The organism is Streptomyces sp. Edi2, from assembly GCF_040253635.1.
In the GTDB taxonomy this organism is placed as follows: Bacteria; Actinomycetota; Actinomycetes; order Streptomycetales; family Streptomycetaceae; genus Streptomyces.
The window spans coordinates 2487007-2513301 of sequence record NZ_JBEJGX010000003.1 but is presented as its reverse complement, the minus strand read 5'-3'; the positions used below and the strand labels follow the sequence as shown (position 1 = coordinate 2513301).

Genomic DNA, 26295 nt, shown 5'->3' with positions numbered 1-26295 from the left:
AGTTACCCGGCGCTTCCGGGCGGCCCCGCGGGCGGGATACCTGGGGATCCTGGGATACCTGCTGGTCAGAGGGGTGTGCAAGGACGAACCCGGCGGGCTCGGCCGTCCCTGCCGGCCCGGCCGCAGGCCGTGGCCGTCTCTGCCGGGCGGCCTGCCCCCCCGGCGTCCCCTGGCGTCCCCTGTCGTCCCCCGGCGGCCCCCTGGCGCCCCGCCCTCATGCCATGGCGCCCCCGCCGATCCCCGCGGACAATGGGAGGCGGGAGCGGTGCCGCCCGTCGGCCCGGACGGTGGGGCGTGCGCCGCGGCAGTGCTCAGTGCTTCGGGGGTTGCTCCGAGGACGGTGTGATGCTCGTCGACTGGGATGCGCCGATCACGATGGACGACGGGGTCGAGCTCCGCGCCGATGTGTTCCTGCCGGACGACGGTGCGACCCACCCCGTGATCATGAGCCATGGGCCGTACGCCAAGGGGCTCGCCTTTCAGGAGGGGTTCGCCCCCATGTGGCGCACCTTGGCGGACGAGCACCCGGATGCCGTCGCCGGGTCCTCGAACCGCTACCAGAACTGGGAAACGGCCGATCCGGAGAAGTGGGTGCCCGACGGGTATGTGGTGATCCGGGTCGACTCCCGTGGTGCCGGTCGGTCACCGGGCTACCTGGACATCTTCTCGCCGCGCGAGACGCGGGACTACTACGAGTGCATCGAGTGGGCGGGGGTCCAGCCCTGGAGCAACGGCAAGGTGGGGCTGCTCGGCATCTCGTACTACGCGGTCAACCAATGGCAGGTCGCCGCGCTCCGGCCGCCGCACCTCGCGGCCATCTGCCCGTGGGAAGGCGGCACCGACTTCTACCGTGAACTCAGCCACCACGGCGGGATCCTGCACACCTTTCTGCAGCAGTGGTACCCGGTGCAGGTCGCCTCGGTGCAGCACGGTGTGGCCGGCAGCCCCTGGCACCGGATCACGGGCGTGCCGGTCACCGGTCCCGGGGTGCTGAGCGACGAGGAGCGGGCGAAGAACGCGGCCGACACGGTCGGCGCGTTGCACGACCATGCGCTGCTCGACGCGTACTACCGGGAGCGGACCGCGGACCTGCCGCGGATCACCGTCCCCGTGCTGTCCGCGGTCAACTGGGCGCATCACCTGCACACACGGGGCGGGTTCGAGGGGTATGCGGGGGTCGCGAGTGACCGCAAGTGGCTGGAAGTGCATGGGCTGCAGCACTGGGTGGAGTTCTACACGGACTACGGCGTCGGCCTGCAGAAGCGGTTCTTCGGCCACTTCCTCCAGGGCCGCGACACCGGCTGGGACGACCAGCCGCCGGTCCTCCTCAACGTCCGGCGGGCCGACGGCCGCTTTGAGCAACGGCCGGAAGAGAAGTGGCCGTTGGCGCGCACGAAGTGGACGGCGTTCCACCTCGATCTCGACCGCCTGGCGCTCGCTCCGGCGGCAGCCCCCGCCGAGCGGAGTGCCGGCTTCGACGCGCTCGGCGACGGTCTGACGTTCTGGACCGAGCCCCTGACGGACGAACTGGAGCTGACCGGGCCCGCCTCCGCGTCGCTGCGGGTGGCCTCGTCGACCACGGACGCCGACCTGTTCCTCACCCTCCGGGTGCAGGACCCCGGCGGCCGCGATGTCACCTTCGTCAGCGCGATGGACCCGCACGGGGCGGTCGGACTGGGCTGGCTGCGGGCCTCGCTGCGCAAGCTCGACCCCGCGCGCAGCGAGCCGTACCGGCCCTGGCACACCTTCGACGAGCGGCAGCCGCTCACCCCCGGCGAACCCGTCGACCTGCACATCGAGATCTGGCCGACGTCGGTGGTGGTCCCGGCCGGCTACCGCCTCGGCGTCTCGGTGCAGGGCCGGGACTTCGAGTTTCCGGGGGAGGGGCCGTGGCCGTCGGCGTCGGGGGTCGCCATGCGGGGCAACGGCGCTTTCGTGCACACGGATGCCGAGGACCGGGGCTCGGACGTCTACGCGGGCCGGACGACGCTGATCAGCGGGGGGAGGCAGCCGTCTTTCCTGCTGCTGCCGGTCGTGCCGGGAAAGGACGGTGGGTGAGGGGGCCGCACGCGGTCCGGCCGTACGGCCCCCCCCCGAGGCGCGGGCCGGAGGTCAGGACGACTGGGCCGTGGTGTAGAGGTTCTTGGCGTCGTCGCCGAAGTACGGGCCGAACATGGTGTTGGCCCAGAACTGGTAGCCGAAGCTGTTCACCGAGGACTGCAGGCCGGTGCCGGTCTTCTCGTCGAACGAGGTGAACCAGGGGCCGCCGCTGGAGCCGCCGGTCATGTTGCAGGCCAGACCGTGGTCACCGGAGAACAGCGGGTCCTTGAAGGTGGTGCCGCTGCAGTAGATCAGCTTGCTGCCGTCGTACGGGGCGGCCGCGGGGAAGCCGAAGGCGTACATCGCCTTGCTGTAGCCGGAGTTGAAGGACAGGCCCTGGCCGCCGACGACATCGGTGAGCTTCTTGCCGTCGAGCGGGGCGACCACCGCGGCACCGACGTCGTAGTTGATGTCCTCGCTCGCGGTCCACTGCGGGGTGGAGAGCGTCTTGGCCGCCGCCCACTTGCCGTACGGCGCCTCGCCGTCGTGGTAGCCGGGGACGAAGATCCAGTCGGTGTGCCAGACGCCGCCCAGCTTCACACAGTGCCCCGCGGTGAGCACGGTGCTCTTGTTGCCGCTGGTCACCGCGTCACCGGAACAGGCGGCGGTACGGCCCTGGTAGGTGAAGAACACCCGGCCGGTGGTCTTGGTGACCGCGCCGCCGCCGGTCCAGGGCCCGCCGGCCTGGGGGAGCGTGCCGGGGAGCAGCGGCGTGGCGGACGGTGCCTTCGAGGCCTGCGGGAGCCGCGGGAGCGTGGGGGCCACCTTCAGCGGGGCGCTGCGCGGGACCGCGGTGGCGGGGGCGTGCTGCGCGGGTGCGGCGAGGTCCAGGGGAACGGCGCTGCGCATCCGTTCGGCGGTCCAGAAGGCGCCGGGGGCGGTCCGCGGGGCGGGGGAGCGGTGGGAGCTCGGCGGGGTGGCGGCGGCCGAGCCGGTGGGGAGCAGCAGGGCGAGCAGCGTACCGGCGGCGGTCAGGGTGCCGAGGGCGGCCCGGGACCGGTGCACGCGGTGTGGCGCGGGTGTGCCGTGCACTGCCGGTATGCCGCGAACGGTTCGTCTCACGCGTAACTCCTTCTGCGGGGGCCGCGCGCGACGGGGCGCGCCGGCCGCGGGGGAACGGGGCCGCGCGCGGGCGGCCCCGGCAGATGAGTGGTGCGGATCCGAGGTAAGGGTGCCACCGGAAGCGACAGGAGGGCAGGGGTCGTACGGGGATTCGACGCGCCGGAGCGGTGCGGCGGCTCGGCACCCGGCCGGCCGGGTGCCGCCATCCGGCCCGGCGCCCCGGCCCGCCTTCCGCCCCCGCGGCCTTACCCTCAACCCCGCCCGATATACGGCATGGTGGTCGCCATCACCGTCGCGAACTGCACATTGGCGGTCAGCGGCAGCTCCGCCATGTGCACCACCGTGCGGGCCACGTCCGCCGCGTCCATCACCGGCTCCACCGCCAGTTGGCCGTTCGCCTGCAGAGTGCCGGTCTGCATCGGGCCGGTCATCTCGGTCGCCGCGTTGCCGATGTCGATCTGGCCGCAGGCGATGCCGTACGGACGGCCGTCCAGGGAGAGCGACTTGGTCAGACCGGTCATCGCGTGCTTGGTGGCGGTGTACGCGACGGAGTGCGGGCGCGGCGCGTGCGCGGAGACCGAGCCGTTGTTGATGATGCGTCCGCCCTGCGGCTCCTGGGACTTCATGGCGCGGAACGCGGCCTGGGCGCAGAGGAAGGAGCCGGTGAGGTTGACGTCCACGACCGCACGCCAGTCGTCAGCGGACAGCTCCTCCAGCGGCACCGCCCGGCCGAACGTGCCCGCGTTGTTGAAGAGCAGATCGACCCGGCCGAAGTGTTCGCGGGCGGCGGCGAAGAGGGCGTCGACCTCGTCGGGGCGGGTGACATCGGTCGGCACCGTCAGGACCGCGGGGCCGCCGGCGTCCAGCGGGCCCGCCAGCCGGGAGGTCTCGGCCAGTGCCTGCGCGCGCCGCCCGGCCAGGACCACCGTCCAGTGGGCGGCGATCAGCGCATGGGCGACCGCCCGTCCGATGCCGGAGCCGGCGCCGGTGACCACGGCCACCTTCCGGTGCGGGGCCCCGCCCTGCCGTGCCTCCTGCGGTGTCGGTGCCGTCTGCGCGCTCTGCCCGCCCCGCGAGGCCGGTGCCGGCAGCGTGGGCCGGTCCGCGGTTGCCGTGCCGCCCACCTGCCCGGCCCGTGCCCTCGGCGTCGTCCGCGCGATCCGTGCCGGCTCTGTGTTCTCTGCCATGGCGGCAGCGTAAACGGCGTACGGCGGGCGGACGGGCAGCCGCCGCGCCTCAGTCCGCGGTGTGGAAGCGCTGCAGCACCGCGGCCTTCGTGGCGGTGAACTCCTCCTCGGTGAGGATGCCCTCCCGGCGCAGCTCGCCCAGTTCGCGCAGCCGGCGCAGCAGGGCGTCATGGTCGTCGGCGGGGGCCGCGCCGGCTGCCGGGGGAGCGGCCGGGGCGGGTGCCGCGGCGGCCGGCAGGGCCGGGGAGGCAGACAGGGCCGGCGCGTTCGCCGTCAGGGCCTTGCCGGGGCCGGCCGACGGGTGCGGCAGCCGCGCCGCGACCGCGGCCGCCAGCAGCGCCGTCGTGCCGCTCTCCTTCTTGAAGCCCCACAGTTCGATGGCATGGGGGTCGTGCTCCGGCGCGATCCGGTCGGCCGACCCGTGCGTCCGGAAGCGGAGATAGCCGGACTCCAGCCCGGCGGCGGCCCGCCACTCCACCGCTTCCAGATCGGCCAGCGCAAAGTCCCTGGGGCCCTGGTTGCGCTTGGTCTCGCTGGTGTTCCAGCGCCATTCGAGGTGCACCCGCTCACCGTCGAAGGAGGCGATGCCGTCCACCCCGGCGGCCGACAGCGGGACGGACGGTCCGGGCAGCAGATAGCGGTCGGCGGGCCCGTCCGGAATCTGCTCCAGCAGCAGGGCCTGGCGCACCGCGTCCACGAAGTACTCGGCGACATCGACCCGCGCGGCGTCCACGGCCATCTGGTACGGGTTCGCCTCGTCCGGCAGCCCGCCACCGGTGGCCTGCAGCAGCGGATCGGCGCCCTCCCGCAGTCGCAGTCGCAGCCGGCCGCCCTTGCGGGCCGGTTCGTAGGCGATCCCGGCTATCGCGATCAGCGGCACGGTGAACTCGCCGAGATCCTGACGTAGTTTGTGCACTCCGCGCTCGTGCCCCGGCACGATCCGCACGGCCTCGTCGTCGAAGGTCCAGGTGCCGTCGCGCACCATCAGTTCAGCCATGCCCCGAATCCTACGGAGGCACGGCGGGTGCCGTGATTGTCCGACGGCGTCCGTTGCGGGACCGGCCCTCATCCAGCTGTCATGCCTGCGTCGTGCACGGGACAGCGCCGCGCCGTCCCGCGGCCCTGCAATCACCGGTGACAACCGCCGCCAGGGGAGGGCCAGATGACGCACCGCGGACCGCACGAGCAGGAGCTCCGGGCCGCCGCCGCACACTTCGGCCGCCGCCGCTTTCTCACCGTCACCGGAGCCGCCGCCGCGCTCGCCTTCACGACCAACCTCCCGGGCAGCGGCGCCTACGCCGCCGAGGCCGATGCGCGGAAGATCACCGAGAACCCCTTCACCCTCGGTGTCGCCTCCGGGGACCCGCAGCCCGGCTCCGTGGTGCTGTGGACCCGGCTCGCACCTAGGCCGTACGAGCAGGGCAACGGAATGCCGGAGGCCAGGGGCACCGTCCGCTGGGAAGTCGCCTACGACGAGCGCTTCCAGCGGCTGGCCGGCCAGGGCCGTGCCGAAGCCCACCCGGAGTTCAACCACTCCGTGCACATCGAACCCACCGGCCTCGCGCCCGACCGCGTCTACTACTACCGCTTCCGCGCCGGCAGCTGGATCAGCCCCGTCGGCCGCACCCGCACCGCTCCCGCCCGCGCCGCCCGGCTCTCCGAGCTGAAGCTCGCCGCGGTCTCCTGCCAGGCCTACCACGACGGCTACTTCACGGCCTACCGGCACCTGGCCGAGGAAGACCTCGACGTCGTCTTCCACCTCGGCGACTACCTCTACGAGTACCCGGTCGGCGCGGCCGGCGGCGCCCGCAACTACACCGACCGCACGCTGCCCGCGGTCTTCAACCGGGAGACGGTCAGCCTGGAGGACTACCGGCTGCGCTACGCCGGCCTTGGGGCACAGCGGTACAGCGGTTAACGCTAAGCCGGTGATCATGGACTTGAGGCCGGTCGGGGGCGGACCTACCGGGTCTCGGCGTTCGGGTGGGGCTGAGCCTGGAGCCGTTCGCGGAGGTCGATCTCCTCGGGGGTGAGCGGGTCGTCGGGCCGACGGATGCGGACGGGCTTGGGCCGCAGCGGCAGGCCGTCGTCGACCGCGGCGGCCTCGGCTTCCGCGAGCGCCCGGTAGAGCGAGGCGACCGAGGGGGACTTGCCCGCGTTCTTGCCCATCCTGATCGTCAGCTTCTTCGCGATCTCCGGGACGGGAACGCCCTTGTCCTTCAGCGCGACGGCGAAGGTGAGCATGTCGTCGTCGATGACCTTCGGGCGTCCGCCGTGGTTGCCCTTGGACGCGGCGATGACCTGGCCTTCGAGGGTCTTCTCCCGGATGTAGTTGCGCTCGATCTGCCCGGCGACGGCGAGGACGGCGAAGAACATGGCGCCCATGCCGTTGGGGTCGTAGATCCCGGTGAGCGGGCCGGTGAGGAGTTCGAGCTGGATGCCGCCGGCCTGGAGCTCGGCGGACAGCGCCATCAGTTCGGCCGCGTTGCGGGCGAGGCGCTTGAGCTCGTGCACCGTGAGGATGACGGGCGTCTCCGGGGCGGCCTCTTTGAACTGGTGGGCCAGGGCGAGCGCCTTCTCCAGCTCGGGACGGACCTTGACCCGGGTGCTGATCTGTTCCTTGAAGACCTTGTGGCACTCGGCGCGGTGGAGGGCTTCGAGCTGGCTCGCCAGCTCCTGCCGGGCGGTGGACGTCCTGGCGTACCCGATGCGGACCGGGCGCTCGGTGCGGGGCGCGGGCACGACGGCGAGCGCTGGGCCCTGCTTCCACGCGCGGCCCGGGTGGCGGTCGGCGGGGACGAGCACTTCCAGTTCCTCGCGGAGCGCGGGGACAAGGACGAAGCGCGGGGTGTGGTACTTCGCAGCGGTCTTCCCGCCGCGGGTGCGACAAGCGCTGCCCGCGGGGGCGTCACAGTTCGGACAGTCGTGACGTTCTACCGCCGATGCGGCCCGATCGGGCGTGAGATCCATGCCGGGATTCCCTCAGAAGTGCCTCGCACAACATGCGGGTTTCGAGAGGACTTTTGCGAACGGCGACCTGCGAAAACGTGATCACTGCGGGGGCTCTCGCAGAACTCTCACAGATGAACATTTATGAGAATAACCGTGCGTGACACCCGTGGCCGGGGAACGCCCGGCGGCTGGCCGTAGCGCCGATTTTCGTTCCGGTGTTCCCCGCCCACCGTGAGTCAACATCGCGACGACAGGTCAGCACCGCCGGCCGCGTACACCGCTCAAGTTCGAAGACCCGTCAGAATGCCCTGATATCCGTAGCCCCGAAACCGCCCGGCGGGCTGTATCCGGGAGTATCCTGAAATTACCGAGGACATTTCGCATAAGAGTTTCTAAGCTCCTGTCGTTCTCGGCGATTCACAACACCGGGCCGGTGTACACCGGCCCGGGGACAGGTCCGCGTCATGACCGCGACCATTCTGTTTACGTCGGCGGTCGAGGAGCGGACTTTTTCGCTGCCGCTGCGTCTCACGCTCGCCTCAACGGACACCCCTGGTGCTCTTCTGGACGGTGCCTGGTGGCCCCGCTCCCGCGACCTGGCGGCGGAACTTCCTGCGTTGACAGCGGTGCTGGATCCCCTTTGGGGGCGCATCACGCATGTCACGGTGAACCCGACCCTGTGGCCGGTCATCCCACGGAAGGTGCCCGTTGATGGGCACGTGGTGAGCGTCGGCTGGTTCAAGGCCGAGCAAGACCCCCACAAGCTGTTGCTGCTCTCCTACACCGTCGGCCGCTGGGACCTGCTGGTGATTCCGCCGCAGACGGATCCGGCCATCGCCGCCTGGCTGATGACCGCGGCTACCGGTCCGCTGCGCAGCCGCACAGCGAGTGATCTGCTGGAGAGGGCCGAATTCCACCGGATCGTGACAGAAGCCGACCAGGCCCGAGAAGCGGTCTGGGACTCCGAGGGCGGCCATGGTGCCCGTGCGACGGCGCCGGCTCACTCAGCGTGATCCTCGAAACGGCCCCGGTGAAACCGCCGGGGCCGTCCTTTCAGGCGCAACACGTGAGAGTGCGCAACCCACAATCCACGGTACACCTGCAGGTAGTTTCCGACGTGATTCCGTAGGCTGACGCGAAGCATGAGCACATTCTGCTTGGATCTCAAGCACCGACGACCGGGCCCAGCAGCCGGCAGAGTGCTTGCTATTCCGCGTTACCGCGCCACTGCCCCTGGACACGGAACCAGAGTCCGGGAGCGTAGATCGATTCGACGACAGCGGCTTCGCCTTTGGTCACCCTGAGGATCCGCAATGCGCCGCTCGGAAGCAGGTCGTACTCGTATGTGGCGGGCGACTCGCCTTCGGTGACGTCGTCGTAGGAGATATCTGCAGCCGCCAGCTCCGCGTATTCCTTGGGGGGCCGGTTCTCCACCAGCTTGATGAACACGCTCATACCTTGACGATAGATCCCTCGCGGTCTTCTCGCGTGACATGCCAGAGTCACCGCCAGCGGCCGCGCCACCAGTCAGGCGGTATCGGCTCATTCCAGGGTGGCGAGGTGGTCGGCGGCACCCCCGCGCCACTCGATCAGGAAGAGGGTCGCGTCGTCGCTGGTGATCCCGCCCCGCTCCCGGATCAGGGTGTGGGAGAGGGAGCGCACCGCCGCCCGGACCCCTTCCTCGGCGTGCTCGATGCGGTTGACCCAGGCGATGAGTTGCTCCTCGCCGAACTGTTCGCCGCGGACATCGTGCTCCTCGATCAGGCCGTCGGTGAAGCACAGCACCCGGTCGCCGACCTGGAGTGTCTGCTCGCTGAGCTGGGGCTCGTCGCCGCCGAAGCCGACCGGCAAGGTGGTGGGGCTGTGCAGTTGCCGGACGACCTGGTGGTTGCGAATCAGCAGCGGCGCAGGGTGGCCGGCGTTGACCCATTGCAGGTGGCCTGTCGCAACGTTCAGGCGCATCATCTGTGCGGTGACGAAGTGCTCGGGCCCGAACTGCCCGGCGATGGCTCGGTCCATGAACGCGTAGATCTCGGACAGCCCGACATCGGTGCGGCGGGCGTGCCGATAGGCGCCGATGGCGACGGTCGCCATGGTGGCGGCGTCCAGGCCGTGGCCCATCGCATCGACCGTGGCGACGTGCAGGATGTCGTCGTTGAGGGCGTAGTCGAAGCTGTCGCCGGCGACCTTGTAGGCGGGTTCGAGGATGCCGGCTACCGCGACCTGCGGGGTGGACATCGACAGCGGGGGCAGCAGGGACCACTGGATCTCCGCGGCCACGCTCATCGGCTCGCGCCGTCGGGTCTGGAAGAACTGGTCGGTGTAGCTGTTCTTGGCGACCAGCATGTGGGCGGCCAGGCCGGCCAGCCGGTGCAGCAGCCGCCGGTCGTCGTCGACGACGGTGTCCAGGGTGAGCGCCAGCACCCCCACCTGGTCGCTGCCGCCCAGCAACGGCAGGTAGATCCGCACGCCGTCTGCCTGCGGCACCTCGACGGGGGTTCCGCTCCGGAAGGCCGAGCCGGCGGGGGAACCATCAATCGGCGCGCGCTCGCCGACGGTCAGCCGCCTACCCGGCAGCGGCACCAGCATCAGTTGTTCGTAGTCCTGCAGGAGGACCGAGACATCACGGCCCCCGACCCCGGCCACCACCTCCACGATCAGCGGGGCGATCAGATGCGGTGGCATCTCGTGGGCCTGGTCCAGCAGCACCCCCAGCAGCCGCTCACCGAATCCTTCCGACCGGTCCACCGTGCCCTTTTCGGGCTGCGACTCTCCTGCCGTCACAGCCGCACTCGCCCTTGACGGATCCGCTCGAAGACCCAATCACGTGATCGGTACACACGGGCTCCTGATACGACCGTCAATCCGCACAGCCTGCCGCGGCCAACCGGCGCAACGAGCCGATTACGCCAACGGCGGCATGTCACACCCGGCCAGGAGCTGCGGGCTGGTCGGCTGCGACGTCGACGCTCATCGTGTCCATCAGGTCACCCTGGTCTCTGATCGCCGGAGCTGCCTGCCCGGTGCTTATGCCCCGTCCTTAGGCGGTTAAGCCGGGTGGAGCCACGCCGTGCGGCCTTCCCGGCGGGGGCCGATTGCCTCTCCACCGGACACGCAAAAATCTGTGCTGGCTGGAGTAGACATGGGGCGGTGGTGCGGTTATGGTTTCTCTCGTAGCCAGAGAGATCGAAGGGCCCGGCAGAGACGAACTGCCGGGCAGCAGTACAGGTAGTCGCAGTACGCAGGACGGTGCGGTGGCGGAGTTTCGAAGCCAGAGCAGTTGCAGGACGGCGACGGGACTGGCGACCGGACCGGGTGGCCCGCAGTCATCAGGGGCCGCCGACAGCAGTTGACGCAGTGGCAGTACCCAGCAGTGAAGTGAGCAGTGCCTCGGTGAAGGCGTCGGCTGCGGGCGCGCGCACCGGGAGGTTCGGCAGTGGGGTTCCAAGCCAGAGCAGACGCAGGACGGGCGACGGGGCTGGCTGCCGAAGAGTGGCGCTCGCACAGGCCACCAGCAGTACGCATCACCGGCAGTACAAGCAGTTCGCAGTATCAGCAGTACGCAGTCCCCCGTTTGGTAAGGCAGTTCATTCAGAGGGAAGAACGGAGGAACCAGGCGCCATCAGGATCGCCCGGACGGATTGTCGAGTCCGGGTACCGCAGGACATCGATAGTGAGGTGGTCTCCGGTCAAGCAACCGCGATCCCCGCACCCCCGACAGCATCTCGGTCGGGTCTGCGGAAACAGAGGGCCGGCGCAGTACCAGGGCCGGCAGATGGTGTAGCAGTTCCTTCGGGGCCCGGGCGCGAACAAGCGCCCGGGCCCCTCCACGCGTTCCACAGAGAGGTGACATGACAGCAGACGATTCCTTCGGCCGTCTCGATGACGACGACTACCCCGCCTACACCATGGGCCGGGCCGCCGAGATGCTCGGTGCGAGCCCCAGCTTCCTGCGCGCCCTCGGCGAAGCCCGCCTGATCACTCCGCTGCGCTCCGCCGGCGGCCACCGCCGCTACTCCCGCTACCAGTTGCGCATCGCCGCCCGCGCCCGCGAGCTGGTCGACCACGGCACGCCCATCGAGTCCGCCTGCCGCATCGTCATTCTCGAAGACCAGCTCGAAGAAGCCCAGCGCATCAACGCCGAACACCGCAACGCTGCCGGATCCTCGAACCCGACGACCGCCGTCTGAAGCGGAATGAGACCCGCAACTCCCCCGGGAACGCACGGTCGCCGCATACATCACGCATGCCGTCCGGTTCGTACAGCCACCTCGCGGCAGTACGAGAGTCACTCGGCTCCCGCGTCGAGGCGGCCCCGGCCGGGCCCTCCTCGGCCCGGCTCCTCTGCCTGGACAACGATCCGGCTCCCGGGGAGGACGCCAGGACCGTCTACTCCTCGTCGTCCTCGTCGAGTTCGGCGGCGTCCGGGTCGCGCAGGGGCCGCAGCCCGCCCCCGGCCGGGGTGGAGGCGGTGAAGCTGTAGCGGCCGAGCAGGTTCAGGTTGCGGTGCTTGAGCGGGGAGAGCCGGGCGATGTCCTCACCCGGGATCTCGTGCCCCTCGGCGCGGAGCTGGGCGACGGCGGCGTCGAGGTAGCGGGTCGTCCACAGCACGATGGCGTTGAGGACCAGGCCGAGCGCGCCGAGCTGGTGCTCCATGCCGTCGCGGTACGCCTGGTGGATGGTGCCGCGCTTGCCATGGCACACGTCGCGGGCGAGCTTGTGGCGGGACTCCTGCACGGTGAGCTGCCGGTTCATCTGCCGACGGTAGGTATCGTCGACCGGGTCGACCATCCGCATCAGGTGCTCGGTCTTCGCGATCCGCCCGTACTCCGCGAAAGCCTGCCCCAGCGGGGAGGGTGGCCCTCGCGGCCGAACATCCGCATCAGGTCATAGGCGCGGACCTGGTTGGTGACCAGTGAGCCCGCGACCCGGAGCATGTCCGGCCACCACGTCTCGATCTTCAGGTTCACCCGGTTCCGCGCGAGCGGCTCCAGCACGCCGTACGTCCCCGTCTGAACGCCGGGTGTGGTCGCCCGCCAGAACCGCTGGTCGTCCAGGTCCTTGAACCGAGGGCTGAAGTCATAGCCCAGGATCTTGAAGATCCCGAACACGATGTCGGAGTAGGAGGCGTTGTCGGTGGCCACCATCTCCGGCTTCACCCCGCCGTCCAGGTTCAGCAGCGCGTCCAGGAGTGCAGGGAATCGCGCGGCGTGCCGGGCACCACCATCTGCCCGATCCCTACGACCTGGTCGTTGACGGCGTTGAGCCAGGTGATGCCGCGCTTGAACCCGAAGTACTTCGGCCGACGGCGCCGCGCTGATCGTGCGCACGGGGACCACGAACCGCAGCCCGTCGACCGAGGCCAGCAGCCCATCACCCCAGAACTGCACGATCGGGACCTCGGATTGGGCCTCGATCAGCTTCGCGTTCGCCGCAGCGATTGTGTCGGCGCGCAGGTAGAACTGGTCGACGTGGACCAGGCGGGAGCGAGTCAGGGCCTCGTGGCCGGGGTTGGTGACCGGGGTCATGCCGATGTTGCACGCCTCGCTCACCAGCAGCGCGACGACCGAGGTGGTCAGGTCCTTCATGCGGGTGGTGCCGTCGCCCAGGTGCACGAAGGCGTCGAGGAACCCGGTCCAGGAGTGAACCTCGAAGAGCAGGTCCGGCAGGTCGATCTTCGGGAGCATCTTCTCGACCCGCTTGCGCAGCCAGGCCAGCGACTTCGGTTCGCCGAGCGCGCCGAGTTTCTCCACGTTCAGCTTCACCCGGCCGTTCGGCAGGACGTCGAGCGACACCTTCGCGTCCTTGCCCGCCGACTCTAGGCGCTCGGCCATCTGCTTCCAGCCCGCGTCCAGGGCCCGCACCAGCTCCGCCAGGTGCTCGGTCACGGGCATGTCCAGGCTCAGCCCGGCCAGTACGTCCTCGCACACTGCGTCCCACGCCGCCCCGTCCAGGAGCCGGGCGCGCGGGTCGGATCACCGGTGCGAGGGGGAGGCGAACACGTTGCGGTTGTTCAGGGCCCGGTGCAGCTGCTCCAGCACGCACACCACGTACGCATCCCGGTCCACCGACCCCTGCGGCAGATCGGCGTTCGCGTAGACCGCCTTGCGCCAGGCGGCCGGCACCAGCTTGTCGTCGACCTCGCGCGGCAGCAGCGGCTTGTCCTTCACCCGCCGCCGAGCCAGCGCGGGCAGCCGCTTCACCCCGGCCAGCACCCGCGCCGCCAGTCGACGCCGCCAGCGCCTTCGACTCGTTTGCGGTCCTCGTCATCGAGGAAGAAGAACCGCTCCAGCTCCGGCCGCGTCGGCTCCTCGTTGAACTTCCCGTACGAAGCCGCCTGCTCGTCGGTCAAGAACTCCACTGGCATGGACCTGACGCTAACGACGCCCGCAGCCGCCCAGCGATCTTCTGCCGAACCCCGGCGCCAGGCCGATCACCTGTGCTAGATGCCCATGATCACCGGCTTGGCGTTAACCGCTGTACCGCTGTGCCCCAAGGCCGTACAACGGCCGGCGCGGCTATGTGACCGTCACCCTCGGCCAGGACACCGCCCGCGCCGACTACCGCACGGTCTCCGCCGTCACCACCCCCGGGGCGCCGGTGCACACCGCCGCCTCCTTCGTCTCCGAGGCGGGTGATCCGGGACTCAAGCCCGCCTGACGGGGCCGACCGGGACCTTCGTCCTAGGACCCCAAAACGTCCGGTTTCCGTCCAAGGGACCGGTCAGGAACCCGCCGGGAGCCGCCTTGTGCATGACACCATGGTGCCGCCCTCGACGAACCCATGGAGACCCTGATGACGGAGCCCGGCGCGGCCGATTCCACGGACCTTCCCGCCATAGCCGAGCGGGACGCGGCAGCAGCACCGCACACACCGGCCCCGCTGCCCGCGTCCCGCCGCACCGGCCTCCTCGTCACCCTCATCCTCGGCGGCCTCACGGCGGTCCCGCCGCTCTCCATGGACATGTATCTGCCGGCCCTGCCGCAGGTCACCGCGGCCCTGCACAGCCCGGCCGCCACCGTCCAGCTCACCTTGACCACCTGCCTGGCGGGCATGGCGCTGGGCCAGATGATCGTCGGCCCGATGAGCGACAAGTGGGGCCGCCGCCGCCCGCTGCTGGCCGGCATGGTGATCTACATCCTGGCGACCGCGCTGTGCGCGTTCGCCCCCACCGCCGAACTCCTCATCGGCTGCCGCCTGTTGCAGGGCCTGGCGGGCTCCGCCGGGATCGTCATCGCCCGGGCGGTGGTCCGCGATCTGTACGACGGCGTGGCGATGGCACGGTTCTTCTCCACCCTGATGCTGATCTCCGGAGCGGCGCCGGTGGTCGCCCCGCTCATCGGCGGCCAGATCCTCCGGATCACCGACTGGCGCGGCGTGTTCGTCGTCCTCACGGTCGTCGGGGTGGCGCTCACCCTCCTGGTGTGGCGCAAGCTCGACGAGACCCTGCCGCCCGCCCGCCGCCACCCCGGCGGCCTCGGCCAGGCCCTGCGCACCATGCGCGACCTGCTCGCCGACCGCGCCTTCTCCGGCTACCTCCTCGTCGGCGCCTTCGGCTTCGCCGCGCTCTTCGCCTATATCTCCGCCTCGCCGTTCGTCATCCAGGAGATCTACGGCGCCTCCCCGCAGACCTTCAGCCTGCTCTTCGGCCTCAACTCGGTCGGCCTGGTGTGTGTCGGCCAGTTCAACGGCAAGGTCCTGGTCGGCCGGGTCAGCCTCGACAAGGTGCTCGGCACCGGACTGGCCGTGATCGCGCTCGCCGCCGCCGGGCTGCTGGTGATGTCCTCCGGCGTCTTCGGCCGTCCCGGCCTGGTCCCGGTGGCCGCCGGCCTCTTCGTCCTCATGTCGGCGATGGGCCTGGTCATGCCGAGCACCAACACGCTCGCGCTGCTGCGCACCCCGCATGCGGCCGGCTCCGCCTCCGCGCTGCTGGGCACCTCCACCTTCCTGCTCGGCTCGGTGGCCTCGCCGCTGGTGGGCATCGCGGGCGAGCGAACGGCCCTGCCGATGGCCCTCGTACAGCTCTCCTGCGCCATATTGGCGCTCGTGAGCTTCCTGGGAATGTGCCGCCCGTGGCAGCGTAGGGGGGAGAGCAACGGGAGCACGGCCGGCGAGAGGACCAGGCTCTGAACGCACCGAGACTCACCTACGGCACGCCCGCCCGGGCGGGACTGGACCCCGCCTGTATGGAGCGGCTGGTCCGCGGCGTGCGGGCGCTGCCCGAGGGGCGTCCGCCCTGGGCCCCCGGTGTCGTCGTCCTGGCCGGCCGCGGCCCCGTCGTCGCCGCCGAGGCCGCGGCGGGCTGGGCACTGCGCTACCGGGCCTACGACCCCGAGCGAGAGCGCGGCCTCGATCTGCCCCGCGACCTGTGGGAGCCGATGCGGGTCGGCACCGTCTTCGACCTCGCCTCGCTCAGCAAGCTCTTCACCGCCATCGCCGCCGTCCAGCAGATCGAACGCGGCCGGCTGGCCCTCGACGACGAGGTCCGCGCCGACCTGCCCGCCTTCGCCCCCGGCATCACCGTCCGGCAGCTGCTCACCCACACCTCCGGCCTCGCCCCCGAGCTGCCCTTCCACGACCACCGGACCCGCGCCGCCCAACTGGCGCTCCTGTGGGCCGAGGCCGCGTCCCCCAGCGGCCGCCCCGGCACCGCACACCGCTACTCCGACCTCAACCTCATCGCCCTCCAGCTGCTCCTGGAGCAGCGCACCGGACACCGGCTCGACGCCCTGATCCGCGACGGCATCACCGGCCCGCTGGGCATGGCCAGCACCTCCTACGGCCCGCTGGCACCGCAGGGCGTGGCCGCGACCGAGGACCAGCGGCGGCCCTGGGCCAAGGCGGACCGCGGCCTGGTCCGCGGCGAGGTGCACGACGAGAACGCCTGGGCGCTGGGCGGCGTGGCCGGCCACGCGGGCCTGTTCTCCACCGCCCAGGACCTGGCCGTGCTGTGCCGCACCCTGCTCAACGGCGGCGCCTACGGCACGGCCCGGATCCTCGGCCCCGACACCGTCGCCGCCCTCCTCGACCCGCCGGGCCTGGGCTTCGGCGTCGACCAGCCGTACTTCATGGGCGAGTTGGCGGGTCGCGGCGCGGCCGGGCACACCGGCTTCACCGGCACCAGCCTGGTCCTCGACCGGGCCACCGACACCTTCCTCGTTCTCCTCGCCAACACCGTCCACCCCCGCCGCCACAACGGCGGCAGCGCTCCCCGTGCCGCGGCCGCCACCCGGCTGGCCCGCGCGGTCTCCCGCGCCACCTGACCGGGCAGGCGTCCATGGACCAGACATGGCATCCCACCGGGCCCCGTAGAATTTCCCCCATGCACGAGGAACTGCGCGCCGCGCTGGCGGGCCTGCTCGACGGCCTGCCGCCCAAACAGGCCGCGCAGGCCGTCGAGCGGCTGATCGCCAACTACCGGGGACGTACCCCCACCGACGCCCCGGTCCTGCGCGACCGCGCGGATGTGGCCGCGTACGCCGCCTACCGCATGCCGGCCACCTTCGAGGCGGTACGGGCGGCGCTGGCCGCGTTCGCCGCGCGGGTCCCGGACTGGTCCCCGGCCACCCATGTCGACATCGGCGGTGGCACCGGCGCCGCCACCTGGGCCACCGCGGCCATCTGGGAAGGCCCCCGCAGCACCGTCCTGGACTGGGCACAGCCCGCCCTCGACCTCGGCAGGGAACTGGCCGCCAAGACCCTCCCCGACACCACCTGGCAGCGGGCGACCATCGGCGAGGGCCTGGCGGTCCCCGCCGGCACGGACCTGGTCACCGTCTCCTACGTCCTGGGGGAGCTGCGCCCCGAGGACCGCCGCGCTGTCGTCGCCGCGGCGGCCACCGCGGCCCGTACCGTCGTCCTGATCGAACCCGGCACCCCCGAGGGCTACCTCCGCATCCGCGAGGCCCGCACCCAGCTCACCGAGGCCGGATTGCGCATCGTCGCCCCCTGCCCGCACGGCGACACCTGCCCGATCGTCCCGCTTGTCCCCGGGGCGGGGGAGCCCCCAGCGGCAGCTGGGGGAGACTGGTGCCACTTCGCCGCCCGGGTCAACCGCTCCTCGCTCCACCGCCAGGTGAAGGGCGGCACCCTCCCGTACGAGGACGAAAAGTTCAGCTACGTGGCCGCGACCACCCTCGACGCCACCCCCGCCCCCGCCCGCATCATCCGCAAGCCCCAACTCCGCAAGGGCCAGGTCCTCCTGGACCTCTGCACGACGCAGGACGGCCTGCAGCGCACCACGGTGACCAAGCGGCACGGCACCCACTACCGCGCCGCCCGCGACGCCTCCTGGGGCGACGACTGGTCCTGACCGCACCCTCGCGGCGGTCCTGAGCCCACCCCCACCGGGCCCGTCCCTGCCTGACCCTCCTGTCCCACCGGACTGCGGCCCCCACGCGAACGCGAGGTGCCGGGGGCGGAGGGGCGTGGTGCCGGACGTAAAGCGAAGCAGTCCGGCACCACGCCCCGGAGCCCCCGGCACCGCACCACCCACGCACTCGGGGCCACAGCCCACCCCACCCCCTCCCGCCGAAGGCGAACCCCGGGAACCCCCACGGCGCCGCACCCGCCCCCGCGGGATGACACCGCGTTCAGCCCGAACGCCGCCGCATCGGCCGGGCCGGCGAGCAGCGCGTCGGGGAACAGCCGGGTCGGCGCGGCCCGGCTCCCGCGGACCCGTGCACCGTTCGGGGTGGTCCCCGGTTCACTCCTCCTGCGCCCGCTCCTGGAACCTGCGCAGCAGCTCACGGCGCCTTTCCTGGGCATCGAGCCGCCCCCGGCCGCCGCGGTCCGCGGTGCCGCCGCCGCGCAGCGCGCCGCGCGAGAGCTTGGCGCGGGTGCCGCCGACCCCGAGCATCCCGCCCGCGTTTCCCTTGCTCATGGAATTCCCCTTCCTCGTCGCTTTCCTCTTGAGCTCTTCCTCTGCAGCCTTTTCCTCCGCACCGAACGAGACGGACCGTCTCGCTCGCCATTCATCATGGGCGAGACGGTTCGTCTCGTCAAGACGATACGTCTCGCCTCCCTCTGGCTAGACTTCGCCGCATGGCCGACAAAGCAGCCCCCGACCCCACCCGCCGCAGCGAACGCTCCCGCCGGGCGATCTTCGATGCCGCCCTCGCCCTCGTCGGTGAGGTGGGCTACGACAAGCTCACGATCGAAGGCGTCGCCTCCCGGGCCGGGGTCGGCAAGCAGACGATCTACCGCTGGTGGCCCTCCAAGGCCGCCGTCCTGCTGGATGCCTTCACCGTCGGCGTCGACGACTACTCCGCGCAGGGTCTCCCGGACACCGGCGACCTGGCCGCGGACCTGAAGTTCGTGCTGCGTGCCACGGTCGACGAATTCAACGATCCGGCGTTCCAGGCCCCTTATCGCGCCCTCGCGGCCGCCGGCGCCAACGACGAGGAGCTTTCCCGTACCTTCGTCGCGCGGCTGATGGAGCCCGGCATCCAGGTCTACGTCGACCGGCTGCGGGCAGCTCGGGAGGCCGGCGAGATCGCCGACGGCGTCGATGTGCGGATCGCCGTCGAGATGCTGCTGAGTCCCTTCTCACAGCGCTGGCTGATGCGTACCGGCGAATTGACCTACGACTTTGTCGACACCCTTGTCGACCAGGTGCTGCGCGGCCTGCGGCCACGCGGCTGAGCGCACCGGCCGGCCGGGCGCCGGCGGCGGCATCCTGTCGTCGATGACCTGAATTGCCGGTATTGGTCCGCCCTTCGTTCACCCCGGATCTCCACACCGGTCACCCGAGGCGCAGGATGGTGGCAGCATTGATCCCAGACCACCGCTCGAAGTGAGGGGATAGATGGAACGCAAGAGCAGGTTCTCCCAGTGGCTGCGCCGGCCGAAGAGCGGATCGGACGGCGGCGATACGGACACGGGATCGGCGGCTGCGCGCAGCCGCGAGGACCTGCTGCTGGCGGCGGCCGACGCGGGCTTCCCGGTGGCTCCGGCGGCGCACCCCTCCGGCTACGGCTGTTCCTGTGAACGCATCGGCTGTCCCACCCCCGCCCGCCATCCCGTCTCGTTCGGCTGGCAGACCGTCGCCACCACCGACCGCGACAAGGCCGCCGCCTGGGTCCGCACCCTCCCGCAGGCCAACTTCATCACCGCCACCGGCATCAACCACGATGTGCTGGACGTCCCCGCCGAGGCGGGCCGCAGCGCCCTGGGACGGCTGGACGCGGCGGGTATCGACGTCGGGCCGATCACCCTCAGCGGCGCCGGTTTCAACGGCCGGATGCTCTTCTTCACCGCCACCCGCGGCACCCCGGACGACGAGGACGAGTGGTGGCCCTGCGAGCTGGACTGCCACCCCGAGACCATGGACGAGCACCCGGGGCTGCGCTGGCACTGCCGCGGCAGCTATGTGCTGCTGCCGCCCTCGGCGCTGCCCGGCGACCAGCCCGCGGTGAGCTGGCTGCGCGGCCCCGAGCTGGCCCTGCCCGACCCGCTGACGCTGCTGGAATCGCTCACCGACGCCTGCGCGGAGTTCAACGACCGCGAGCCGCACCACCACGAGGCGGCGGCCTGGCCGATCGGCCGCTGAGCGGGCCCGCTACCCCCTCCGCTCACCCCGTACGCACACCGAAAGGGCCGCCGGGTCACCCCGACGGCCCTTTGCGCACGAGCGGATTCCCGGCCGGCTACAGCGGCTTCACCGCGGTCTTCGCCTCGATCCGGTTGAGGACCGCGACCTTCCCCCCGGCGCTCTTGGCGGGCACCTTGACCGTCTGACCGGAGACCGTGGTGAACAGCATCCGGTTGGTCTTCTTCGGCGTCCCCTCCACGAGGCCCTTCAGCTTCCCGACCGAGATCGTCGCCCCGGCGAACAACGTCTGCTGCTGGTGGTAGACGGTCGAGAAGAACACCAGCGCACCGCCGTCCGTCGTCCGCAGCGCCACCGGAGGATAGGTCGCGGGCGAGTCCTCCCACATGATGCGCTGGCCGGCCCGGTTGGCGTCCTTGGCGCGCCGCGCCCGCCAGCCGTCGGTCTGCGGTCCCGAGGCGAAGGTGCTGCCCTTGCCGGTGTTGAGGTAGTCCGCGTAGGTACTGCTCAGCTTGCCCGGATCGACCGACAGACGGGACTTCGCGCCGGTGGGCACGGCCTCCGCGTAGCCCTTCTTGTCCGTCTTCAGCTCCGGGGCCTTGTTGTCCGCGAACGTCGCCAGATACACCGCGCGCCACTGCTCGTCGATGCCGTTGCGGCTGAACACCAGGAACCAGCGGGTGTTCTGGCCACTGGCGTTCTTACGGTTGCTGGCCGCGTCCGCGACGAAGTACTTCGGCCAGCCCGCCTGCTGGGGCACGGTGAAGTGCGGATCCGTGAAGGCCAGGTCCTTGAAGCCCGGATTGCCGTGCGGCTGCAGGGCGTGTGACGCCTTTATCCCGGCCTGGTCGATGGCGAGCAGCGCGCCCCCCTCGAAGGAGGGGTTCAGCGCCGGATCGAGCTGACGGTTGGCCTTGTTGAAGCTCTCGGTGAAGTGCGTGAGCGCCTTGGTGCCCTCAGCCTTCGACACCGCCGGCAGCATCTCCCTCTCGCCGTGCACCGTCATGCACCCGCTCACTATCACCATCGCCGCCACTGCCGACGTCAGTGTTGCGGGCACCCGGAACGGCGACCTGCGTGTCATGGGGCTCGGGCTCCTTCGGGGCGACCGGGGCGACCGGGGCGGACGGGGCGGCCGCCGGGGTGGCACGATTCGGCGCCACCCTACCGGGGGCGAAGAAGATCGTGAGCGTGGGGATGAGATACAGAGCCCACACCGTGACCTGAAGAACGGTCGGGTCCGGCTGGAAGTTGAAGATGCCCTTCAGCAGGGTGCCGTACCAGCTGTCGGCCGGGATCAGGTCGCTGATGTCGAACGCCTGCGAGGCCAGCCCCGGCAGGAGGTCCGCCTCCTGCAGATCGTGGAAGCCGTACGCCAGCACGCCCGCCGCGACCACCACCAGCATGCCGCCGGTCCAGGTGAAGAACTTCGCCAGGTTGATCCGCACCGCACCGCGGTAGAACAGCCAGCCCAGCAGCACCGCCGTCAGCAGGCCCAGAAGCGCCCCGATCAGCGGCCGGACACCGTCGTTGGCGGACTGCGCGGCGGTCCAGATGAACAGCGCGGTCTCCAGGCCCTCGCGGCCCACCGACAGGAACGCGGTGACCACCAGCGCCACGGTGCCCATCTGCAGCGCCGCGTCCAGCTTGCCGTGCAGCTCCTTCTTCAGATGCCGCGCGGTGCGCCGCATCCAGAAGACCATCCACGTCACCAGGCCGACCGCGATGATCGACAGCGAACCGCCCAGCGCTTCCTGCGCCTTGAAGGTCAGGGTCTGCGACCCGAACTGCAGCGCCGCACCGAACGCGAACGACAGCACCACGGCGAGCGTGATCCCGAGCCAGACCGGACGCAGCGCCTCCCGCCGCCCGGTCTTGACCAGATAGGCGATGAGGATGCAGACGACGAGACTGGCTTCCAGGCCCTCGCGCAGACCGATCAGGTAGTTGCCGAACACGCCGGTTCCTTCCCTTCCTTCATGTCCTTCATGGGCCGACGCCCTGCTTCCCGGCGTCTGCGGGTGTCGATGATGTCGGCGGTGTCGATGGTGTCGGTGGTGACGACGGTGTCAGGCGAACAGCTCCCGGCCCCACCAGTCGTCCGCGTTCCGGACGCCCGGCGGCACCGCGAAGACCGCTGAACCGACGTGCTGGATGTATTCGTTGAGCGCGTCGTTGGCCGCCAGCCGCTGCTGGAGGGGCACAAAACCGTGGCGTACGTCCCGCTGGTAGGCGAGGAAGAACAGCCCCGCGTCCAGCCGCCCCAGGCCGTCCGTGCCGTCCGTGAAGGAGTAGCCGCGGCGCAGGATGCGAATCCCGCCGTTGGAGTCCGGGTGCGCGAGGCGGACATGGGCGGTGGGCAGCATCGACTTCAGATGCGGGGTGTCGCGCTCGTGCTTCCTGCCCACCGGCGCACCCTCGCCCTTGTCCCGGCCGAAGATGTCCTCCTGCTCCTTGCGCGAGGTGCGGTCCCAGGTCTCGATGTGCATCCGGATCCGGCGCGCGACGAGGTAGGAGCCGCCGGCCATCCAGCTCTCCTTGCCCTTCGCCTCGCCGTCCGCGACCCAGACGTGCTTGTCGAGCGCGGCGGTGTCGGTGCCCGCCAGGTTGTGGGTGCCGTCCTTGAAGCCGAACATATTGCGCGGCGTCTGCGCGTCCGGCGTCGTCGAGGAGGTCTTGCCGAAGCCCAGCTGCGACCAGCGGATCGCGACCTTGCCGAAGCCGATCCGGGCCAGGTTGCGGATCGCGTGCACCGCCACCTGCGGGTCGTCCGCGCACGCCTGGACGCACAGATCGCCGTCGCTGCGCGCCTTGTCGAGGTTGTCGCCGGGGAACTGCGGCAGATCGATCAGGGCATCGGGGCGCCGGGCCTTGATGCCGAACCGGTCCTTGCCGTCCTTCTCGAACAGCGTCGGGCCGATGCCGAAGGTGAGGGTGAGCCGGGACGGCGGCAGCCCGAGCGCTTCACCGGTGTCGTCCGGCGGGGCCTCCGCGAGCGCGCCGACCGCGCCGTCGCCGACCGGGTCCCCGGCCGTCATCCGCGCCGCCGCCTTCGTCCACTCCTTGAGCAGCGCGATCAGCTCGTCGCGGTCGTCGGTGGTGACGTCGAACGAGGCGAAGTGCAGCCGGTCCTGGACGGCGCTCGCGATGCCCGCCTGATGCCTGCCGCGGAAAGGAATCGCGGAGCGCGAGGTCGCGTCCGCGCCGGCCGGCTGGGCGTCGCCGCCGGTGCGCAGCGCCGCCGCCGTGCCGCCGGCCGCGACCGCGCCCAGCGCCAGGCCCGCGCCTCCCCAGCCGAGCAGCGAACGCCGGGACGGGGCGCGCCCGCCGGCGGTCTGCGTGGCCGTGCCGGGGGCGTCGGTCCGCGTGGCCGCGCCGTCGCCAGCGGCCGTGCCGCCCTCAGTGGTGGCGCGGCTCTCGGCGGTCGTGCCGTCGCCGGTCGTGCCCTCGTCCTGCGTCATCGTGCTCCCTCGCCCGCGGCGGACTACTTGGTGGTGGCCACTGCGGCGGCCAGCTTCGACAGCGGCTCCGCCAGCGCGTTGACGCCGTCGGAGAGCTTCTTGCGGTCGTCCTTGCCGACGGTGTCGTAGGAGGCGAAGCCGTCGGCGGACTTGCTGTCGCGGTGGTCGTCGAGCAGCGTGCGGATCGTCTTGAACTGCTTGTCCAGCTCCTTGGCGAGCGCCGGGTCGTTCTTGCCGACGACCGGCTTCAGCAGCTCGTACGCCTTCTCGGCACCCTCGACATTGCCCTGGAAGTCGACCAGGTCGGTGTGGCTGTAGCGCTCTTCCTCACCGGTGACCTTGCCGGTGGCCACCTCGTCCAGCAGCTCCTTGGCGCCGTTGGCCATGCTGGTCGGGGTGATCTCGGCCTTGGCGACCCGCTTCTGCCAGTCCTTGAGATCGGTGATGAGCTGACCGGCGAGCTTCTTGTCGTCCCCGGAGATCTTCTTCTCCTCCCACAGGGACTTCTCCAGCTTGTGCCAACCGGTCCACTTCTGGCCCTTCTCCACACCGTCGGCGCGCACATCGACCTTGGGGTCGATGTCACCGAACGACTCGGCGACCGGCTCGGTGCGCTCCCAGCCCACCCGCGAGTGGGCGTAGGCCTTCTTGGCGGCCTCGACATCGCCGCTCTTGACCGCGTCGGCGAACTTCTGCGCCGCCGGGAGCGTCTGGTCGGCCTGCTCCTGGACGTAGGTGCGGTACGCGGCGACCGCGGCATCCAGCTTGGGGTCGCGCTTGGCGTTCGTGCCCTTGCCGCCGGCGGTCACCTTCTGGCGGATGCCGTGGCCCTTCATGCCGGGCTTGCAGGCGACCTCGTACGCACCGGCCTTGATCTCCGCGGTGATCTCCGCGCTGGTGCCGGGGCCGATGTTCTCCCGCTCGGTCACGATCCGGTCGCCGGGCGCGTAGACGTACACCTCGGTGACCTTGGAGCCCTTGTTCTGCACCGCGAACCGGACATGTCCGGCAGGGAACTCCTTGGTGGAGAGCTCGCAGCTGGAGTCGGTCGCGGTCACCTCGACGGCGCCTTTGCCGCCCCCCTTACCGTCGTTCTTCGCGGCGCAGCCGGCGACGGCGGTGACGGCCGTGGCCGCGGCGAGGGCGACGACGACGGAGGAGCGATGGGCTCGCATACGGGGCTCCAGGCGGGCTCGGGTGGAACAGAAGGACTACGCGAACGATAAACAGTCAAGAAGATGGCCACTAAGGCGGCCCTAACTTATCTGAGGCTTACCTGTTTTCGCCCGCCCCGTCCAGTGATCCCGCTCTCATGAACAACGACTGGATCACGGATTGGCCCGCGCCCGGTCACGGAACCGTCATGTGTCAGTCAAGGTAAGGGTCATGCTGCGCGGCGGGTGATGACCGGCGGAATTCCGGCCCGCGGTCAGCCGTTCGCCCTTGGCCCGGCGCCGGCTCCTCGGTGGTGACCCTGGCCGCCTCTGCCGTGCCGCCCGGCCGTGCGGTTCACTGTCCGGATGACCGAACTCGATGTGCTCCGGGTGTTCTGCGGGTCCGACGGCGCCGGCGGCAATCTGCTGGGTGTCGTCCGCGACGGGGTGGCCGTCCCCGGCGCCGCCGAGCGGGCCGCCCTCGCGGCCGAACTCGGCTTCAGCGAAACCGTGTTCCTCGACGACGCGAACCGGGGCACCGTGGACATTCACACCCCGAGCGTCCGACTCCCGTTCGCCGGGCACCCGTTGGTCGGCATGGCTTGGCTGCTGCGGAGCCTGGGGTGCCCGCCGCGCACCTTGCGCCCGGCGGCCGGTGAGGTCGCGGTCCGCTTCGAGGGGGACGTGGTCTGGGTGTACGGACGCGCGGAGTGGGTGACCGCCCGCACCACCCGGCGGTACGCCTCGGCGGCCGAGGTCGACGCGCTGCCCGCACCGCCGCCGGGGGAGGGCTGGCTCTACGCCTGGGCCTGGCAGGACGAGGCCGCGGGCGTGGTCCGCGCGCGGGGCTTCCCGCGGCGCGGCGACGGCATTGTCGAGGACGAGGCCACCGGCGCCGCCGCCCTGCTGCTGACGCACGAGCTGGGGCGCCCGCTCGACATCCGGCAGGGCACCGGCTCCCGGATCCTCACCCGCCCGCATCCGGACGGCACCATCGCCATCGGCGGGCAGGTGTGCCCCGCCGCGCCGTAGCGGAGGGACGGGGCGTGGGCGGCAGGCCGGGGGCGGCCGTCGTCAGGCCCCGTCCCGGGACTACTACGCGCTCAACGGGAACTGCTCGCCCAGCTCCCGGAAGACCGCGCTGTTCAGCCCGAATGCGCGCTTGCATTCGTCGACCACCCGCTGCTTCTCCAGGTCGTCCACCGGCAGGGCGTCCAGCAGCGCCCGGTACTCGCGCTTGAAGGCGGCCGGGTTGGCGATGTTCTCGAAGACGTAGAACCGCACCCCGTCGCCCTTGCGGGCGAAGCCCCAGGTCTTTTCGGCCGTGCCGCGGATGATCTGGCCGCCCGAGAGGTCGCCGAGGTAGCGGGTGTAGTGGTGGGCGACGAAGCCGCCCGGCCAGTCGCGGGCGCAGGCGGCTATCCGGCCGGCATAGGCGGCGGTGGCGGCCAGCGGCTCCAGGCCGGTGCGCCAGGACGGACCGCCGAGGTGGGCGAGGTCGCGCTCCAGTGCGGCGGTGCGGGCCAGCTCGGGGCGGACGAAGGGGCCCGCGACCGGGTCGTCGGCGAGCGGCCCGGAGGCGTCCTCCAGTGCGCGGTAGACGAACCACAGCTGCTCGGTGTAGCGCCGGTAGGCGGCGACGCCGAGCCTGCCGCCGAGCAGGTCGCTCATGAAGGAGGAGTTCTCGGCCTCGGTGTGCTGCTCGTGGGACGCGGTGCGGATGACCGCCGAGAACGGGGTGACGGGAGCGGGCTGAGCGGAGGGGGCGGAGGGAGCGGACGAGGTCGGGCGGGACGCTTCCAAGACGGACCTCCGGGGGCCGGGGGTGG

24 protein-coding genes and 3 pseudogenes are annotated in these 26295 nt (G+C 71.1%); 11 read left to right on the top strand and 16 right to left on the bottom strand.

Annotated features, from left to right (window positions below; genetic code table 11):
* The first annotated feature begins 345 nt into the window (after positions 1-345).
* The gene (locus ABR737_RS14455) at positions 346-2058 is read left to right on the top strand and encodes a CocE/NonD family hydrolase (protein WP_350250587.1); all 1713 of its coding nucleotides are present in this window, start codon (positions 346-348) and stop codon (positions 2056-2058) included.
* Positions 2059-2112: 54 nt separating this feature from the next.
* Here ABR737_RS14455 and ABR737_RS14450 read toward each other — a convergent pair whose 3' ends face one another.
* The 3 genes from ABR737_RS14450 to ABR737_RS14440 form a co-directional block, all read right to left on the bottom strand.
* Positions 2113-3162, bottom strand: a complete 1050-nt coding sequence (locus ABR737_RS14450) for a peptidase (RefSeq protein WP_350250586.1) — start codon at positions 3160-3162, stop codon at positions 2113-2115.
* Between the two features lie 251 nt (positions 3163-3413).
* Positions 3414-4349: an SDR family oxidoreductase gene (locus ABR737_RS14445; RefSeq protein WP_350250585.1), complete on the bottom strand. Its 936-nt coding sequence runs from the start codon at positions 4347-4349 to the stop codon at positions 3414-3416.
* Between the two features lie 49 nt (positions 4350-4398).
* Positions 4399-5346 carry a DUF4429 domain-containing protein gene (locus ABR737_RS14440; RefSeq protein ID WP_350250584.1) on the bottom strand — a complete coding sequence of 316 codons (948 nt, stop codon included), beginning with the start codon at positions 5344-5346 and terminating at the stop codon, positions 4399-4401.
* Positions 5347-5511: 165 nt separating this feature from the next.
* Here ABR737_RS14440 and ABR737_RS14435 point away from each other — a divergent pair.
* Positions 5512-6237: pseudogene (locus ABR737_RS14435) on the top strand (alkaline phosphatase D family protein); the annotation flags it as partial.
* A gap of 74 nt (positions 6238-6311) precedes the next feature.
* On the opposite strand, the gene ABR737_RS14430 reads toward ABR737_RS14435, so the two are convergent.
* On the bottom strand, positions 6312-7319 hold the full coding sequence (locus ABR737_RS14430; RefSeq protein ID WP_350250583.1) for a recombinase family protein: 1008 nt from the start codon (positions 7317-7319) through the stop codon (positions 6312-6314).
* A gap of 446 nt (positions 7320-7765) precedes the next feature.
* Between ABR737_RS14430 and ABR737_RS14425 the strand changes: the two genes are divergently transcribed.
* The gene (locus ABR737_RS14425) at positions 7766-8314 is read left to right on the top strand and encodes a DUF5994 family protein (protein ID WP_350250582.1); all 549 of its coding nucleotides are present in this window, start codon (positions 7766-7768) and stop codon (positions 8312-8314) included.
* Between the two features lie 193 nt (positions 8315-8507).
* Here ABR737_RS14425 and ABR737_RS14420 read toward each other — a convergent pair whose 3' ends face one another.
* Both ABR737_RS14420 and ABR737_RS14415 read right to left on the bottom strand, forming a co-directional pair.
* Positions 8508-8756: a hypothetical protein gene (locus tag ABR737_RS14420; protein ID WP_350250581.1), complete on the bottom strand. Its 249-nt coding sequence runs from the start codon at positions 8754-8756 to the stop codon at positions 8508-8510.
* Positions 8757-8843: 87 nt separating this feature from the next.
* Entirely contained in the window at positions 8844-10085 is a 1242-nt protein-coding gene (locus ABR737_RS14415; protein ID WP_350250580.1) for a PP2C family protein-serine/threonine phosphatase, read from the bottom strand.
* A 1067-nt stretch (positions 10086-11152) separates the two neighbouring features.
* Between ABR737_RS14415 and ABR737_RS14410 the strand changes: the two genes are divergently transcribed.
* The gene (locus tag ABR737_RS14410) at positions 11153-11491 is read left to right on the top strand and encodes a helix-turn-helix domain-containing protein (RefSeq protein ID WP_350250579.1); all 339 of its coding nucleotides are present in this window, start codon (positions 11153-11155) and stop codon (positions 11489-11491) included.
* A 199-nt stretch (positions 11492-11690) separates the two neighbouring features.
* Here the strand turns inward: ABR737_RS14410 and ABR737_RS14405 are convergent.
* The 3 genes and pseudogenes from ABR737_RS14405 to ABR737_RS14400 form a co-directional block, all read right to left on the bottom strand.
* Positions 11691-12988, bottom strand: a pseudogene (locus tag ABR737_RS14405) (Tn3 family transposase).
* Between the two features lie 288 nt (positions 12989-13276).
* Entirely contained in the window at positions 13277-13504 is a 228-nt protein-coding gene (locus ABR737_RS43920; protein ID WP_502964320.1) for a hypothetical protein, read from the bottom strand.
* Positions 13501-13668, bottom strand: coding sequence for a DUF4158 domain-containing protein (locus ABR737_RS14400; protein WP_350250578.1), 168 nt, complete (start codon positions 13666-13668; stop codon positions 13501-13503). The genes ABR737_RS43920 and ABR737_RS14400 overlap by 4 nt, the downstream gene beginning before the upstream one ends.
* Before the next feature lie 155 nt (positions 13669-13823).
* Here ABR737_RS14400 and ABR737_RS14395 point away from each other — a divergent pair, with 155 nt between their 5' ends.
* The 4 genes from ABR737_RS14395 (at position 13824) to ABR737_RS14380 (ending at position 17613) form a co-directional block, all read left to right on the top strand.
* A complete protein-coding gene (locus ABR737_RS14395) occupies positions 13824-13961 on the top strand; it encodes a hypothetical protein (protein WP_350250577.1) in 138 nt (45 codons plus the stop codon).
* A gap of 135 nt (positions 13962-14096) precedes the next feature.
* The gene (locus ABR737_RS14390; protein WP_350250576.1) at positions 14097-15431 is read left to right on the top strand and encodes a multidrug effflux MFS transporter; all 1335 of its coding nucleotides are present in this window, start codon (positions 14097-14099) and stop codon (positions 15429-15431) included.
* Positions 15432-15487: 56 nt separating this feature from the next.
* A complete protein-coding gene (locus ABR737_RS14385; RefSeq protein WP_350250575.1) occupies positions 15488-16564 on the top strand; it encodes a serine hydrolase domain-containing protein in 1077 nt (358 codons plus the stop codon).
* Positions 16565-16623: 59 nt separating this feature from the next.
* On the top strand, positions 16624-17613 hold the full coding sequence (locus ABR737_RS14380) for a small ribosomal subunit Rsm22 family protein (RefSeq protein ID WP_350250574.1): 990 nt from the start codon (positions 16624-16626) through the stop codon (positions 17611-17613).
* A gap of 269 nt (positions 17614-17882) precedes the next feature.
* Here the strand turns inward: ABR737_RS14380 and ABR737_RS14375 are convergent.
* Both ABR737_RS14375 and ABR737_RS14370 read right to left on the bottom strand, forming a co-directional pair.
* Positions 17883-17972, bottom strand: a pseudogene (locus ABR737_RS14375) (amidinotransferase); the annotation flags it as partial.
* Positions 17973-18006: 34 nt separating this feature from the next.
* Complete coding sequence (locus ABR737_RS14370; protein WP_350250573.1) at positions 18007-18183, bottom strand: DUF6243 family protein; 177 nt, start codon at positions 18181-18183, stop codon at positions 18007-18009.
* A gap of 161 nt (positions 18184-18344) precedes the next feature.
* Here ABR737_RS14370 and ABR737_RS14365 point away from each other — a divergent pair, with 161 nt between their 5' ends.
* Both ABR737_RS14365 and ABR737_RS14360 read left to right on the top strand, forming a co-directional pair.
* Positions 18345-18944, top strand: coding sequence for a TetR/AcrR family transcriptional regulator (locus tag ABR737_RS14365; RefSeq protein ID WP_350250572.1), 600 nt, complete (start codon positions 18345-18347; stop codon positions 18942-18944).
* A gap of 163 nt (positions 18945-19107) precedes the next feature.
* A complete protein-coding gene (locus ABR737_RS14360; protein ID WP_350250571.1) occupies positions 19108-19851 on the top strand; it encodes a bifunctional DNA primase/polymerase in 744 nt (247 codons plus the stop codon).
* Positions 19852-19948: 97 nt separating this feature from the next.
* On the opposite strand, the gene ABR737_RS14355 is transcribed toward ABR737_RS14360, so the two are convergent.
* The 4 genes from ABR737_RS14355 to efeO all read right to left on the bottom strand — a co-directional run bounded on the left by ABR737_RS14355 (position 19949) and on the right by efeO (position 24487).
* Positions 19949-20878 carry an SCO2278 family lipoprotein gene (locus ABR737_RS14355; protein WP_502964319.1) on the bottom strand — a complete coding sequence of 310 codons (930 nt, stop codon included), beginning with the start codon at positions 20876-20878 and terminating at the stop codon, positions 19949-19951.
* Entirely contained in the window at positions 20808-21809 is a 1002-nt protein-coding gene (gene efeU, locus ABR737_RS14350; RefSeq protein ID WP_350250569.1) for an iron uptake transporter permease EfeU, read from the bottom strand. Before efeU ends, ABR737_RS14355 begins: the two co-directional genes overlap by 71 nt.
* A gap of 111 nt (positions 21810-21920) precedes the next feature.
* On the bottom strand, positions 21921-23312 hold the full coding sequence (gene efeB / locus ABR737_RS14345) for an iron uptake transporter deferrochelatase/peroxidase subunit (RefSeq protein WP_350250568.1): 1392 nt from the start codon (positions 23310-23312) through the stop codon (positions 21921-21923).
* A 23-nt stretch (positions 23313-23335) separates the two neighbouring features.
* Complete coding sequence (gene efeO, locus ABR737_RS14340) at positions 23336-24487, bottom strand: iron uptake system protein EfeO (protein ID WP_350250567.1); 1152 nt, start codon at positions 24485-24487, stop codon at positions 23336-23338.
* A gap of 345 nt (positions 24488-24832) precedes the next feature.
* On the opposite strand from efeO, the gene ABR737_RS14335 reads away from it, so the two are divergent.
* A complete protein-coding gene (locus ABR737_RS14335; RefSeq protein WP_350250566.1) occupies positions 24833-25498 on the top strand; it encodes a PhzF family phenazine biosynthesis protein in 666 nt (221 codons plus the stop codon).
* A gap of 63 nt (positions 25499-25561) precedes the next feature.
* On the opposite strand, the gene ABR737_RS14330 is transcribed toward ABR737_RS14335, so the two are convergent.
* Positions 25562-26269, bottom strand: coding sequence for a biliverdin-producing heme oxygenase (locus tag ABR737_RS14330; protein WP_350250565.1), 708 nt, complete (start codon positions 26267-26269; stop codon positions 25562-25564).
* Positions 26270-26295 lie beyond the last annotated feature (26 nt).

What these genes read in the sequence shown, in the direction of transcription:
- ABR737_RS14455 (WP_350250587.1), top strand. Translation starts at nt 346, where the DNA reads ATGCTCGTCGACTGGGATGCGCCGATCACGATGGACGACGGGGTCGAG.
- ABR737_RS14445 (WP_350250585.1), bottom strand. Translation starts at nt 4,349, where the DNA reads ATGGCAGAGAACACAGAGCCGGCACGGATCGCGCGGACGACGCCGAGG.
- ABR737_RS14440 (WP_350250584.1), bottom strand. Translation starts at nt 5,346, where the DNA reads ATGGCTGAACTGATGGTGCGCGACGGCACCTGGACCTTCGACGACGAG.
- ABR737_RS14430 (WP_350250583.1), bottom strand. Translation starts at nt 7,319, where the DNA reads ATGGATCTCACGCCCGATCGGGCCGCATCGGCGGTAGAACGTCACGAC.
- ABR737_RS14425 (WP_350250582.1), top strand. Translation starts at nt 7,766, where the DNA reads ATGACCGCGACCATTCTGTTTACGTCGGCGGTCGAGGAGCGGACTTTT.
- ABR737_RS14420 (WP_350250581.1), bottom strand. Translation starts at nt 8,756, where the DNA reads ATGAGCGTGTTCATCAAGCTGGTGGAGAACCGGCCCCCCAAGGAATAC.
- ABR737_RS14410 (WP_350250579.1), top strand. Translation starts at nt 11,153, where the DNA reads ATGACAGCAGACGATTCCTTCGGCCGTCTCGATGACGACGACTACCCC.
- ABR737_RS14400 (WP_350250578.1), bottom strand. Translation starts at nt 13,668, where the DNA reads ATGCCAGTGGAGTTCTTGACCGACGAGCAGGCGGCTTCGTACGGGAAG.
- ABR737_RS14390 (WP_350250576.1), top strand. Translation starts at nt 14,097, where the DNA reads ATGACGGAGCCCGGCGCGGCCGATTCCACGGACCTTCCCGCCATAGCC.
- ABR737_RS14385 (WP_350250575.1), top strand. Translation starts at nt 15,488, where the DNA reads ATGGAGCGGCTGGTCCGCGGCGTGCGGGCGCTGCCCGAGGGGCGTCCG.
- ABR737_RS14380 (WP_350250574.1), top strand. Translation starts at nt 16,624, where the DNA reads ATGCACGAGGAACTGCGCGCCGCGCTGGCGGGCCTGCTCGACGGCCTG.
- ABR737_RS14370 (WP_350250573.1), bottom strand. Translation starts at nt 18,183, where the DNA reads ATGAGCAAGGGAAACGCGGGCGGGATGCTCGGGGTCGGCGGCACCCGC.
- ABR737_RS14365 (WP_350250572.1), top strand. Translation starts at nt 18,345, where the DNA reads ATGGCCGACAAAGCAGCCCCCGACCCCACCCGCCGCAGCGAACGCTCC.
- ABR737_RS14360 (WP_350250571.1), top strand. Translation starts at nt 19,108, where the DNA reads ATGGAACGCAAGAGCAGGTTCTCCCAGTGGCTGCGCCGGCCGAAGAGC.
- ABR737_RS14355 (WP_502964319.1), bottom strand. Translation starts at nt 20,878, where the DNA reads ATGGTGATAGTGAGCGGGTGCATGACGGTGCACGGCGAGAGGGAGATG.
- efeB (WP_350250568.1), bottom strand. Translation starts at nt 23,312, where the DNA reads ATGACGCAGGACGAGGGCACGACCGGCGACGGCACGACCGCCGAGAGC.
- efeO (WP_350250567.1), bottom strand. Translation starts at nt 24,487, where the DNA reads ATGCGAGCCCATCGCTCCTCCGTCGTCGTCGCCCTCGCCGCGGCCACG.
- ABR737_RS14335 (WP_350250566.1), top strand. Translation starts at nt 24,833, where the DNA reads ATGACCGAACTCGATGTGCTCCGGGTGTTCTGCGGGTCCGACGGCGCC.